The sequence below is a fragment of the Streptomyces sp. NPDC023573 genome (assembly GCF_055559735.1).
Genome location: NZ_JBVHKB010000011.1, coordinates 99479 through 112115, shown reverse-complemented (window position 1 = coordinate 112115; position 12637 = coordinate 99479). Strand labels below are relative to the sequence as shown.

Annotated in this window: 9 protein-coding genes; 1 reads left to right on the top strand and 8 read right to left on the bottom strand. The window is 72.2% G+C overall.

The window, feature by feature from the left end:
* Nucleotides 1-85 precede the first annotated feature (85 nt).
* The 5 genes from ACZ32T_RS30145 to ACZ32T_RS30125 form a co-directional block, all read right to left on the bottom strand.
* Entirely contained in the window at nt 86-859 is a 774-nt protein-coding gene (locus tag ACZ32T_RS30145) for an alpha/beta fold hydrolase (RefSeq protein ID WP_467370146.1), read from the bottom strand.
* Between the two features lie 101 nt (nt 860-960).
* Nucleotides 961-3711, bottom strand: a complete 2751-nt coding sequence (locus tag ACZ32T_RS30140; RefSeq protein ID WP_467370144.1) for a helix-turn-helix transcriptional regulator — start codon at nt 3709-3711, stop codon at nt 961-963.
* Nucleotides 3712-4101: 390 nt separating this feature from the next.
* The gene (locus ACZ32T_RS30135; protein WP_467370141.1) at nt 4102-5097 is read right to left on the bottom strand and encodes an alpha/beta hydrolase; all 996 of its coding nucleotides are present in this window, start codon (nt 5095-5097) and stop codon (nt 4102-4104) included.
* 71 nt (nt 5098-5168) lie between these two features.
* Entirely contained in the window at nt 5169-6188 is a 1020-nt protein-coding gene (locus ACZ32T_RS30130) for an AraC-like ligand-binding domain-containing protein (RefSeq protein WP_467370139.1), read from the bottom strand.
* A 136-nt stretch (nt 6189-6324) separates the two neighbouring features.
* Entirely contained in the window at nt 6325-8616 is a 2292-nt protein-coding gene (locus tag ACZ32T_RS30125; RefSeq protein WP_467370135.1) for an ATP-binding protein, read from the bottom strand.
* A gap of 455 nt (nt 8617-9071) precedes the next feature.
* Here ACZ32T_RS30125 and ACZ32T_RS30120 point away from each other — a divergent pair, with 455 nt between their 5' ends.
* Nucleotides 9072-9833 (top strand): acetate uptake transporter family protein, encoded by a 762-nt coding sequence (locus ACZ32T_RS30120; RefSeq protein WP_467370132.1) that lies wholly within the window; start codon nt 9072-9074, stop codon nt 9831-9833.
* A 242-nt stretch (nt 9834-10075) separates the two neighbouring features.
* Here the strand turns inward: ACZ32T_RS30120 and ACZ32T_RS30115 are convergent, their stop codons facing one another.
* From ACZ32T_RS30115 to ACZ32T_RS30105, 3 genes are all read right to left on the bottom strand, one after another.
* Nucleotides 10076-10684, bottom strand: coding sequence for an FMN reductase (locus ACZ32T_RS30115; RefSeq protein WP_467370130.1), 609 nt, complete (start codon nt 10682-10684; stop codon nt 10076-10078).
* Nucleotides 10681-11778 (bottom strand): LLM class flavin-dependent oxidoreductase, encoded by a 1098-nt coding sequence (locus tag ACZ32T_RS30110; RefSeq protein ID WP_467273464.1) that lies wholly within the window; start codon nt 11776-11778, stop codon nt 10681-10683. The genes ACZ32T_RS30115 and ACZ32T_RS30110 overlap by 4 nt, the downstream gene beginning before the upstream one ends.
* 239 nt (nt 11779-12017) lie before the next feature.
* The gene (locus tag ACZ32T_RS30105; protein ID WP_467273463.1) at nt 12018-12596 is read right to left on the bottom strand and encodes a Dps family protein; all 579 of its coding nucleotides are present in this window, start codon (nt 12594-12596) and stop codon (nt 12018-12020) included.
* Nucleotides 12597-12637 lie beyond the last annotated feature (41 nt).

The window sequence follows — 12637 nt, the reverse complement described above, 5'->3', positions numbered from 1 at the left end:
GGGGCCGGCGGATCCGTGACCGCCGTCGCGACCCGAGCATCCTAAGCCTTTGAGACGTTCGCCCGGATCGGGGTGTTCCCCCAGCTCAGGAGGCTCGTCGCGGCCCGTCGCCGTCGCGGTCGTCGGTGGCGGCGCCGTGCGCGGCGGCTTCCCGGATCATTCCCGCCACGGCACCGGGCTGGGACAGAAGGACGGCGTGCGAGCCGTCCAGGAGGTATTCGGCGGCTGCCATGCGCTGTGCCATGAAACGCTGCGCGGTGGGGTTGAGCACCTGGTCGGCGGACGCGATGGCGTACCAGGACGGCTTGACGGCCCATGCGGGCGGACCTGACACGCCGGTCAGCGCGCTCGACGCGATCGGGCGTTGCGTCACGGACAGCACACCGCTGACCCGGGGCGGCAGATCGGCCGCGAACACGTCCGCGAACTGGGTCCTCCGGATGTACAGCTCGCTCTCCGGACCGTTGGGGGACCGGGCGGACAGCGGGGCGGTGACGGTCGCGTGGGCCGAGGGCATCGGGGCGAAACGGCGCGTGATGTCCAGGACGCACTCGCGGGCGTCGAGGCCGAACGCCGCCACGTAGCACAGCGCCACGACGTTGTCGTTGTCGGCGGCGGCGTGCGTGATCACCGCGCCACCGTAGCCGTGTCCGACGAGCACGACGGGGACGGCGATGGCGCGCACCACGCTCCTGACGTAGGCGGCGTCCTGGCGCAGACCGCGCAGCGGGTTCGCCGGGGCGCGCACGCGCAGCCCGGCGCCGTGAAGGAGCCCGACGACTCCCGCCCAGGACGAGGCGTCGGCGAACGCCCCGTGCACGAGCACGACGGTCGGCGGTACGGGGGTGGGCACGTGCATGTCGGTGACCTCTGACTGGAATCGGGCTACCAGCCAAGCGCACCCAGGCGCCGGGTGGCATCGCGTGAACGTACCAACCGGCGCGGACGGACCCTCCCCGCTCAGCTGTCGGGCAGGGACATGACCACGTTCGCGAGCTGGACCCGGGAATTGATCGCCAGCTTGCGGAAGACGGACGTCAGATGCGTGTTGACCGTGTGCGGGGAGACGACGAGCAGGTCGGCGGCCGAACGGTTGGTGTGGCCGGCGGAGACCAGCCGCGCGATCTTCTTCTCCGAGGCCGTGAGGGCCTGCCAGCCCTGGACCGGGCGCTGCGTGGCCGCCGTCCCGCGGCTGCCGCCTCCCGCGCGGTCCAGGTCACGCCGTACGCGTGCGGCGGCGCCAGGGGCACCTGACGCGGTGAACGCGCCATGGGCCCGGGTCAGGGCGGCCACGGCCCGGGGCTTCCGGCCCGCGGCCAGGAGCGCCTGTCCGAGGTCGGCGTGGGCGAAGGCCCGGACCAGCGGGCGAGGGCTCTCGTCGAGCAGTGCCACGGCGCTTTCCAGCAGGGAGAGGTCGTTCCTCACCAGGCCGAGGGCCAGCGCCGCCATGCCTGTGGCGGTGGGGACGGCCGGGTTGCGTTCGGCGTGCGCCGCGGCCTGTACGGCCAGATCCTCGGCGAGCTCGGCGTCCCCGTCGCGCAGGGCCATGCGTATCGCGGAGTCGACCCAGTCGCGCAGCAGCCGCCAGCGCATGAAGGGCCCCGTCCGCTGCACCTCCCGGATCTTGGCGGTGGCCTGCCGTATGTCCCCTTCGGCCTCGGCGTGGAGTGCTTCCAGGAAACGCACCGCGGCGGTGTTGCCCGGGTTCGGTCTGGCTGTCAGCGCTTCCCGCGCCGCGACCAGGTGCTGCCGTGCCGCGTCCCGGTCGTCGCGCAGGAGGGCGATCCGGGAGCGGATCACGCGGGAGTTCACCTTCTGGACGAAGACCTGTACGTCGTCCTCCAGGCGCTCCAGCGTCGTGAATCCGGCGTCGGCGTCGTCGAGCCTGCCGAGCCCCAGATGGTGCTGGGCCTGTGCCCACAGCAGCATCGCGGGGCGCAACGACCCCGCGCCCTCCGCCGCCTGAAGGAGCAGCCGTTTGCTGGAGTCGAAGTCGTCCGTGTGCTGGTGCGCGACGATCTCCTCCGGGAGGAAGACGGCGTCGACGGCGCTGAGCGCGGCGAAGTGCCCCCGTGCGACGGTGTTCTCACCGGCGTTCAGCGCTGTCTCGCCGAGCCCGGACAGGGCCAGGACGTGCGCCTCCCGGTCTCGGGTCGACGTGGCGGCACGCAGCGCCGCCATGCCGGCCTCACGCGCCGCGACGAGATCACGGTCCCGGGAGAGGGCCAGCGCGCGCAGAGCGGCCAGCCGCGCCGCGATCTCCGGGGCGGCGCCCCCGATCGCGAGGGTGGCCTCGACCCGACGGCGCAGTTCGTCGGCGAGATCCATGCTCCACAGCGTCCCCCCGAGCGCGGCCTGCAGTCGGCTGAACGCCTGCAGCGGCGGCCTGCCGGCCAGGAGCCGGTCGCCGGTCGACAGCGCCTCTCTGTGCCTGCCGGCCCGCGTCAGGCAGACGATCGCCTGCTCACCCAGGGCGAGGCGCAACGGCCGTGCGGCCGGAACCATGTCGAGGGCACGGGTCATCAGGTCGGCCGCGAGGTCCGGGGTGACCGGGAGCACGTCGTCAGCGGCTCGCCGCAGGAGCGTCACCGCTTCCTCGTCCCCGACTACGGCACCCTTGAGGAGGTGCGGCACCGCGTCGATCGGTGGGTGGCCCGCGGCGACGAGCCGGCCGGCGGCCTCCCGGTGCAGGGCCTTCCGCGCCGACGGCGGGATGTCGACGTAGACGGCCTGGCGCAGCAGGTCGTGCCGGAACACGAGGTGGTCGCCGTCGTCGTCCAGGATGCCCGCTCGCACCGCCTCCTCCAGCGCCGGTATCAGGGCGGTGGACGGCTGGCCGCACAGCGCGGCGGCCTCGTGGAAGCCGAACCGGCGCCCGCACACCGCTCCCATCTGCAGGAAACGCAGGGTGCCGGGCAGCAGGGAGCGGAGTCTGCCGCGCACGCCCACCACGAGCCCCTGCGGGACGAGCTCACCCGAGGCCGCGTCCACGGTCCGCAGTCCCGCGAGCATCTCGACCGCCAGGAACGGGTTCCCGCCGGCTCCGTCGAGCAGGCTGGTCAGCCGCTCGTCAAGGGCCGTCCCCAGGGCGTCCCCGGCCAGCCGGCCGATGGCCGCACCGGACAGCGGTCCCAACGACACTCTCAGGGCCGGGAGTTCGCCGGTCGCCGCCGCGAGGATCTCTTCCGCGGGACCGGCGGGTTCCAGCCGCCCGGTCAGCGCCCAGAGGACCGGCGAGGTGCGCAGGCGTGCCGGGAGCTGCTTCAGGGCGAACCGGCTCAGCGGGTCGCTCCACTGCACGTCGTCCAGGGCGATCATGACCGGCGTCCCGCCGGCCCTCGCCTCGATCGCCTCCGCCAGGCGCTCGACCAGCCAGATCCGCTGGTCGTGACTGCGCGCGAGATCGGCGAAGGCGTCGCCGGACAACAGCGGCTGATCGCCCCGCATGACGCATGCCGCCAACGACGAGAGCGGCACGAGGTGATGCAGCTCGTCGGCTTTCCCGTGACCGACCGAGAACCCCGCCGCCGTGGCCCGGGTGACGGCTTCGGCGAGCAGCGTGCTCTTACCGATGCCGGGCTCCCCCTGGATCAGGGCCAGCCCGCCGCTCCCGGTGCGGGCCACCGAGGTGATCAGTGAGCTCAGTCGTCCGAGCTCCGCCTCGCGACCGCGCAGGCCGCTACGGGACAGGGGCGCGTCCGTACCCACCATTCACGCCTCTCCCTGACCACGCGCGTCGGCCGGAGCCGGGCCCACACCGTGCGCGGCGCGCGGGGACCGGCTGGGTCGGACCGGGCGGGGAAAGCCACGCGCACGAGCCATGCCGGAAACCTCCCTGTCGCTGCTGTCGCACCGGGCGGACCACCTGCCGCCCTGCGACCGTCGACGGAGTTCAGGCGGGCGCGCCTCCTCCTCCACGGTCCCGTGGAGCGAGCGGGCGACAGTGGCCGGCTGCCGACGACGATGTCGGGGCCGGGCCCTTGATCTCCGAGGCAGGGCCGTCGGCCAGGGCTTCCCGGACGCGAGTGTATCCGCCACCGGCCGTGCCACCCACATCGTGTTTTCAGGGGCTATTGCGGGCACCGGACGTCTCGGGGGTGTTCAGTCGTGGTGACGGTGGAGGGCGATGTGGACGGTGTCGAGGGCCTGGACGAGGGCGGCGCGGGCGGCGTGGGTCTCGCGCAGGGGGTCCAGGACCATGAAGCCGTGGATCGTCCCGTGGTAGCGCATGGAGACCACCGCGACGCCGGCCGCCCGGAGCTTCGCCGCGTAGGCCTCGCCCTCGTCGCGCACCACGTCGGCCTCGCCGGTGACCACGAGTGCCGGGGGCAGCCCGGTCAGCTGTTCCAGCGTCGCGCGCAGAGGCGAGGCGGTGACCTCGCCCCGCCGCCGCGCATCGGGCAGGTACTGGTCCCAGAACCAGCGCATGCTCTCGCGGCTCAGGTAGTAGCCGTGAGCGAACTCACGGTAGGACGGGGTGTCGAAGTCGGCATCGGTCACCGGACACAACAACACCTGCTGCACCAGACGCACCTCTCCGCGCTCCTTCGCCAGCAGCGTCAGCGCGGCCACCAGATTCCCGCCCGCGGAATCACCCACGGCCGCCATCCGGCTGCCGTCCAGACCGATCTCACCACCCCGCTCGCACACCCACTTCGCGACCGCGTAACACTGCTCGACCGCCACCGGATACCGCGCCTCGGGAGCACGCTCGTACTCCACGAACACCACCGCCGCGTCCGCACCCGACGCGAACGCCCGCACCACACGCTCATGCGTCGAGGCATCACCCAGCACCCACCCCAGTCCGTGCAGGAACAGCACCACCGGAATCAGGCCGACACTGCCGACGGGCCTGACCACTTGCACCCGCACATGCCCCGTCGGCCCTCCCGGCAACGCCAGCCACTCGGCCCACGTGGCCCCGTCGTCCTGTGCAGGGACCTCGCCCTGTACCTGGGCCAGCGCCAGTCGTGCCCGCTCCAGGGCATGGCTGGGTTCGTCCCCCGCGGACGGGCAGGCGTGCCCTGCCACGAACACGCTGGACGGGCCGTCCAGGACCGGCTGTCGGTCCGACGACGGAAAGGCGCCGGTCACACGGCCTCCTGAAGAGAAGGCCGGAGCGGCCTGAGTGGAGTGGGGGTCCCACGAAGTGCGGTGTACGGCGGTTACTCGTGCGCGAGGGCTGGGGGAGCGACGGCAGGGACGTCCGGCACCGGCCCCCAGGAGACTTCGGCGGACGTACGCAGGCTGCGCCACTCGCGGGGCGACAGGCCGTAGGCGGTACGGAACGCACGACTGAAGTGAGCCGGACTGACGAAGCCCCAGCGCTGGGCGACGGCGGACACCGTGGGGGCCGTCCTGCCGCGACGGGCCAGTTCACGCGCGCATTCCTCCAGGCGGCGCTGCTGGATGAGCCGTCCGATGGTGATCCCCTCGCCTTCGAAGAGCCGGTGCAGATACCGGACGGAGATGTGATGGGCCTTCGCCACGGCCTCCGGGGAGAGAGCCGGGTCACCGAGCCCGCGGTCGATGTGGGTGCGGATGCGCAGGACGAGTTCGCTCCGGGACGTGTCGGTGTCCACGGGAACGCGCCGGGTGCCCTCGGCCACGAGCGTGGCGACGAGGTCGATGACGCTGTCGGCCAGTGTGTCCCCCACGGCGCCGGAGTACGAGTGCGCCGAGCCGGCCAGAGCGCTCAGGAAAGGCCGCAGCACCGCTCCGAAGCCGTCCCCCGGTCCGATGACCGTGCCGGACGCCTGACGGATGCCGGCTTCCGGAACGCCCAGTGCGCGGTGGGGCAGCTGGAAGACGTGGGCCGAGAACCGTTCCGGATAGTCGAAGGAGTACGGCCGCGCGGTGTCGTACATGACGAGGTCGCCCTCGCCCACCTCGGACCGCCGGTCGTCCTGGATGAGGGTCGCGGAGCCCGACACCTGGATGCCGACCGCGACGAGGGGCTCGGGCGAACGTGCGATGAGTTCGGGCGTACGGCTGACGCGCTGAGCGTCGGCCTCCATGGTGGACACCCGCACACAGCCGAGGCGGTCGGTGGTGATCCGGCCGGAGAAGGGGCGGTCTCCGCGCGGGATGACCGTCATCGGTACGAGCTCCCTCCCCACCGCGTCACGCCAGTAGGCGAGTTTGTCCCGGTCAGGAACCGAAGCGGTCGTCAGGACCACACTCAACTGTTTCTCCCCTCCACCTCGCGGTACCGGCGGACGGGCCGCTCTGCCCCGATCCCCCTCCCCGTACAGCCAAGCGGCTGGGCATCCCGGGCTCCAGGCAGAACACAGGCAGAAAGGTGAGCGTGCGAGGGAACGGTCAGGGAGGTGGCGCGAGGGCGGGGTCCGGAAGCGGAGGGCCGCCGAGGCGGGCGAGCTGCTCCCGGGCCTCGGTGGTGCTCCGAGGATTGGCGTCGGCGAGGGAGAGGCAGCGGAGGAAGGCCTGGCGTGCCTGTTCCCGTTGCCCGGCAGCCAGGTGGGCCTTCCCCAGGGACGTCACGTGGAAACTCTCCAGGGCCGTGTTGCCGCTGTCGCGGCTGAGGTTCACGGCGGTCTGCAGGTGGGCGACCGCGTCGTCCCAGCGCTCCAGGAGGCTGTACGCGTGCCCCAGCCTCGAGTGTTCGCTGGTCCGCGTGAACTCGGCGATGTGCGGCTCCAGGCGGCCTTCGGCTTCGTCCAGGAACGTGAGTGTGCGCGTGATGACGTCGATGGCCTCTTCCGCCCGGCCGGCGTGCAGCAGAGCGAGGCCGTGACCCGACTTCGCCTGGAGCGATCCGACAAGGTCGCCGGCGGCTTCGAACAGCCGGGTCGCCCGGCTGTTGTGGTCGACGGCCGGACCGTACTCGCCGAGCAGGCGCAGGGCCCAGGAGATGTACATGTGGGCCCATCCCTCCTGGACCAGGTCGCCGCAGCGTCGCGCGGCGGCGAGGGCCCGGGTGGAGCGGGCGAGGCTGTCATGGTGGCGGCCTTCGCACACGAGCAGGGCCCAGGCGTGGTAGTTGAGGTGGGTGGCTTCCAGGAGCGGGTCGCCGAGGGCCTCGGCGGAGCTCGCCGCGATGCCGAAGACCTCGGGCCAGTGACCCCAGAAGATCCACTGGTCGGAGAACCAGTGCATGGCCTCGGTGACCTCCACGACGGTCCCGTGCTCGCCGGCACCGGCGGCATGGCGCAGCGCGGCCAGCCACTCGGGTCCCTCGGCCTGCAGCCACCGGCGGGCGTTCTCGGCGCTGGACAGGTCGACGGTGCCCCGCCAGGTGGCCGGGGGAGCGCCGTGGCCGGGCTCGAACCAGCGGCCGGCCACCACCGCGGTCTCCAGCAGCCAGCGGTGCATCGCCTCGCGGGCCCGCGAGGCGTCCGCGACGGGCTCGTCCGCCTCCAGCCGGGCGCGGGCGTACAGCCGCAGCAGATCGTGGAAGCGGTAGCGCTCGCCGTCCGCGCCCAGCAGTCCCGCCTCCACCAGTTCCTCGAGGGTGTCCTCGGTGTCGAACAGCGGCTGTCCGATCAACTGGGCGGCGCAGGCCGCGCCGGCGTCCGGGCCGTGGAGGAGGGAGAGCAGCCGGAACAGGCGGGCCGCTGAGGGGGTGAGCTGGCGGTAGGACAGGTCGAAGGCGGCCGACACTCGCACGTCACCGGCCGTCAGGGCGTCCAGGCGCCGTTCCTCCAGGTCGAGTCGGTCGGCGAGGCGGCGCACGCTCCAGCCGGTGCGGGTGGCGAGCCAGTTGCCCGCGACCCGGAGGGCCAGGGGCAGGTGCCCGCACCGCTGGGCGACCTCGGCGAGCCCCATCGGGTCGCTCCCCGCTCGCTCGGGCCCCACCATGGTGGCCAGGAAGGCGGTGGCCTCCTCCGTGCTCAGCTCGCCCAGGGGCAGGCGGTGCACGCTCTCCAGTCCCGTGAGCATGCGCCGGCTGGTCACCACCACCAGGGCGGCGCCGGTGCCGGGCAGGAGCGGGCGGACCTGCGCCTCGTCACGGGCGTTGTCCAGCACCAGGAGGCACCGCCGGTCGGCCAGCGTCTGCCGGTACAGCTCGGAGTGCCCCGACGGCCCGGCTTTCGCCAGGTCCCGGTCGGCCACGCCGAGGGCCCTGAGCACACCGAGGAGCAGCTCGCTCGGCGCGGGCGGAGAGTCGTCCATGCCCCGCAGGTCCACCATCAGCTGCCCGTCGGGGAACAGGCCGGCCAGCTCCCGGGCGGCGTGCAGCGCGAGCGTGGTCTTGCCGGTGCCCGGTGGCCCGGACACGAGTGCCACCACCGGCCGTCCGGCTGTTTCCTGCGTACGTCCCGCGAGCTCCGCCAGCCGGACGAGCTGCTGCTTGCGTCCCACGAAGTCGTCGATCCCGCGCGGGAAGGCGCGTACCCCCGCCGGGCTGTACCCCGGGCTGCGACCCTCCCGGGCGGCAGCCAGCAGCCGCTCCCGTTCCGCGTCACCCAGTCCAAGTCCGACGGCGAGCGCGGCCACGGTCCGCCGCTGGGGAGCCGCTCGCCGGCCGCGCTCCAGATCGCCGATGCCCCGGACACTCACACCCGATGCCTCGGCCAGAGCCTCGATCGTCAGCGACGCCGCCAGCCGCATCCTTCTCAGCAGCGCACCGAACGCCGCGTCCTCACCGGTCACCCTGGCCCCTCGCGCCCCCGGCTCGTGCGGAATGCCCGAGCACGACCGGAATCATCTCAGGACGCGGGCGGTCCGCCCTCGGGTGAGCGGCGGCAGCCGGCCGGGCACGGACGCCCCGGCCCGGGTGACTGGACCGGATGCCCGGCCCGGGTCTCCCGGCCGGGGGAGTGCTCCCACGGTCAACGCCCTGTGCGCTGGGGACACACCACGTACCGCAGCACGTGCTTACGGTGCACTCGTCCCACACCGGCGCGGGCCGGTTCCGCCGAAGACGCCGCCGCCGAGGGGTGAGCCACGTCACCAGCACGCCCCGACCGGGACAGGACGCGGCCCCCGGTTCCGGCCGGCCCCGCTGCTCGTCCACCGGCCGGTGCCGTCCCGGATTCGCACGCCCTCGACGGTTCGGCACGTTCCCGCCCCTGCCACGCACGGCACAGCACACAGAAGAGGTAGACATGAGCCCCAGTCCGCAGCCGAACCCGAAGCAGGCCGAGCAGGCCGAGCAGGCCGAGCAGGCAGTGCCGGCCGAGCCGGCCGAGCCGGCAGGCCGGCACTTCGAGCCGGACCTGCGCCCGATGACCCGCATCAACCTCCGCCCCATCGCCTCCCCGATGCCGGTCGGATTCTTCGCGGTGGCGATCGCCTCCGTCATCGTCGGCAGCATGCAACTGGGCTTCTTCGGCGACGACGCCCACAGGGCGGTGGCTCTGACCATCCTGCCGGCCTTCGTCCTCCAGCTGATCGTCAGCATCCTGGCCTTCGGAGCGAGGGACGTGCTCGCCGCGTCTCTCATGGCCTGCTTCTCCGGTACCTGGCTGGCCAGTTCGCTGGTGCTCGCCCTCGCACCGCCGTCCGGCTCCGAGGTCCTGGGGGTGCTCAACCTGGTGTTCGCGATATTCGCCCTGCTGATGGCGGCGGTCGCCCACCGCAAGCGCGCGATGTGGCTCGTCCTGTGCGTGGCCGTGCCGCGATTCGCGGTGGGGTCGCTCTTCAACCTCACCGGTGTCACCTGGGTCGGATACGTGTCCGGGGCCCTCGGTCTCCTGCTCGGGTGCGTGGCCATGTACGCGGCGTTCGCCCTCATGCTGGAGGACATGCGGGGCGAGGAGGTCCTGCCGATCGGGCGCAGGGGCCCGGCGCGCACGGCCGTGGAAGGTGACCTGGCCGTCCAGCTGCGCGACATCGAACGGCAGGCGGGGGTGCGGCGTACACTGTGAGCCGCTGAGAGGGCCCGGACGGAACCCATCATTTCGGACGACCGCCATCAGCTCGACACGTCCGCTGCCTCACGGCGCAGCGGCTCGTGCCGGGCGGGTGGCGGTTCCCCGTGTGGCTCCGACCGAGGCGCGCACGCACCGCGGTTCCCCGGTTCCGGCACGACTGCGCCCCCTCGCGGACGCGGCGCGTGGTGCGGCGTCCGTGAGGGGGCGGGCCGGCCCCGGCGCGTTCCGGTCCGGGCTCAGTCGAGGCGCAGGTCGGAGAGCTGCTTGCCGTCAGCGGCATGTCCTTGCGCCGGGCCGGTCGCCCCGGCGGCCAGCGCGGAGGCCATCTCCGCGCCCGCCCGCCGCATGCGTGCGGGCAGACTCTGTGTGTACGTGTCGCTGCCGGATCCCCAGTCCTCGGACGCGGCGTAGACCGCGGTGGGGAGCGTGGCGGCCCGCAGGAAGGCGAAGAGCGGGCGCAGCGCGTGTTCCAGCACCAGCGAGTGGCGGCCCGTGCCCCCCGTCGCCGCGAGCAGAACCGGCTTGCCGGTGAGGGCGTCCGGGTCGATCAGGTCGAAGAAGGACTTGAACAGACCGCTGTACGACGCGGAGAACACCGGGGTCACCGCGATCACGCCGTCGGCCTCCGTGAGGGCGGTGATCGCGGTGGCGAGCGGCGGCGGCGGAAAACCGGTCACCAGGTTGTTGGCGATGGCGACGGCCAGCGTCCGCAGCTCGACGACCTCGACTTCGAGCGTGCGGCTCCGGTCACCGAGCCCTTCGCGGACCGCTTCGGTGAGCCGGTCCGCGAGGAGCCGGGTGGAGGACGGGACACTCAGTCCCGCCGATACGGCGACGAGCTTCATGCGGCGGACACCTCTTCGGACGCCGCGTCGGCGGAGAGCAGGGACCGGTGGGTCGGCGCGTCCGGCACCCCGGCGCGCCGTGCCTGGGCGAACTCGGCGCGCAGCACCGGGACGACCTCCTCGCCGAGGATGTCGAGCTGTTCGAGGACCGTCTTGAGCGGCAGCCCTGCGTGGTCCATCAGGAACAACTGGCGCTGGTAGTCGCCCGCGTACTCGCGGAAGGACAGCGTCCGCTCGATGACCTGCTGCGGGGAACCGACCGTCAGCGGAGTCTGCTCGGTGAAGTCCTCCAGCGAGGGGCCGTGGCCGTAGACGGGAGCGTTGTCGAAGTACGGGCGGAACTCGCGCACCGCGTCCTGGGAGTTCTTCCGCATGAAGACCTGGCCGCCGAGGCCGACGATTGCCTGCTCAGGGGTGCCGTGTCCGTGGTGCGCGTACCGCTCGCGGTACAGCTCGACCATCCGCTTCGTGTGGTCGGGCGGCCAGAAGATGTTGTTGTGGAAGAAGCCGTCACCGTAGAAGGCGGCCTGCTCGGCGATCTCGGGGGAGCGGATGGAGCCGTGCCAGACGAACGGCGGCACCCCGTCCAGGGGGCGGGGCGTGGACGTGAACGCCTGCAAGGGGGTACGGAACGTGCCCTCCCAGTCGACGACGTCCTCTCGCCACAATCGGCGCAGCAAGCCGTAGTTCTCCAGGGCGAGGTCGATGCCGTCCCTGATGTCCTTGCCGAACCACGGGTAGACCGGTCCCGTGTTGCCGCGGCCCATGATGAGGTCCACACGGCCGTCAGCCAGGTGCTGGAGCATCGCGTAGTCCTCGGCGATCTTCACCGGGTCGTTGGTGGTGATCAGCGTGGTGGCCGTGGAGAGGATGAGCCTCTCGGTCCGCGCGGCGATGTAGCCGAGCATGGTGGTCGGCGACGACGGCGCGAACGGCGGGTTGTGGTGCTCTCCGGTCGCGAAGACGTCCAGACCGACCTCCTCGGCCTTCAGCGCGATTTCGACCATGGCCTTGATGCGCTCGTGCTCGGTCGGTGTACGGCCCGTGGTCGGGTCCGGTGTGATGTCGCCGACGCTGAAGATCCCGAACTGCAAGGCTCCTCCATCCCTCAGATGTCCGAGTGGTCCTCGAACGTTCCTCGAACGGTAGGAGTGCACTCCGGGGTCGGAATGACTGTGCGTGCACGGGAAGAGGCTCCACAGTGTCCTGCTCCCGTGCCGTGCCCGACGCTCCCGGGCGGGAGGCGCACCGCCCCCCGGAGGTGCCCCGGAGCAACGCGCAGGGCCCGTCCTCGCCGTCCCGGGGCGGGACGGCGAGGACGGGCCCTGCGGCTTCAGGAACGGACCAGCGGGGTGTCCACCAGGTGTTCGGCGAGGAACCACGCCTGGAGTTCACCGGTCCTGATGACCTGCGAGACCAGCACGTCGTTGGTGCCGTCGTCACCCAGCTCCCCGGTGCGGGTGGCGGCGTCGTGGCTGTCGACGAGGATCGCCTCGTGGGCGGCGAGCAGCCGTGACAGCATCGCCGGCACCTCTTCCACGCCGTCCGGTGGCCGCGGGATCGACGTGATCTCGGCGACGTGCCTGGTGTCACCGACCGCGACACCGCCGAGGGACTGGACGCGTTCGGCGAGGGTGTCGACGAGTTCGAGCTGTTCCTTCGCGTGCTTGTCCAGGACCAGGTGCAGTTGGTAGAACGTGGCACCGCGCATCAGCCAGTGATGCTTCTTGTAGAGGCCGTAGAGGATCTGCGTGTCAGCGAGGACCTTGTTCAGGCGCTGGCAGGAGTACATCCGGGCCTCGTAGGACAGTCCGATCGGGAACTGCTTGACGGTGCCGAACTCCTGGATCACCGCACCCTTCTGGTGGAGCCACGGCTGGCTGCCGGTCCTGGGCGCGGAACGTGTGGTCATGGTTGGCCTCCTGCGGTGCCGGGTGGTGTGTACCCCGGTGA

Excerpts from the sequence above, each read along its gene's own strand:
- ACZ32T_RS30145 (WP_467370146.1), bottom strand. The coding sequence starts at position 859 with ATGCACGTGCCCACCCCCGTACCGCCGACCGTCGTGCTCGTGCACGGG.
- ACZ32T_RS30140 (WP_467370144.1), bottom strand. The coding sequence starts at position 3,711 with ATGGTGGGTACGGACGCGCCCCTGTCCCGTAGCGGCCTGCGCGGTCGC.
- ACZ32T_RS30120 (WP_467370132.1), top strand. The coding sequence starts at position 9,072 with ATGAGCCCCAGTCCGCAGCCGAACCCGAAGCAGGCCGAGCAGGCCGAG.
- ACZ32T_RS30115 (WP_467370130.1), bottom strand. The coding sequence starts at position 10,684 with ATGAAGCTCGTCGCCGTATCGGCGGGACTGAGTGTCCCGTCCTCCACC.
- ACZ32T_RS30105 (WP_467273463.1), bottom strand. The coding sequence starts at position 12,596 with ATGACCACACGTTCCGCGCCCAGGACCGGCAGCCAGCCGTGGCTCCAC.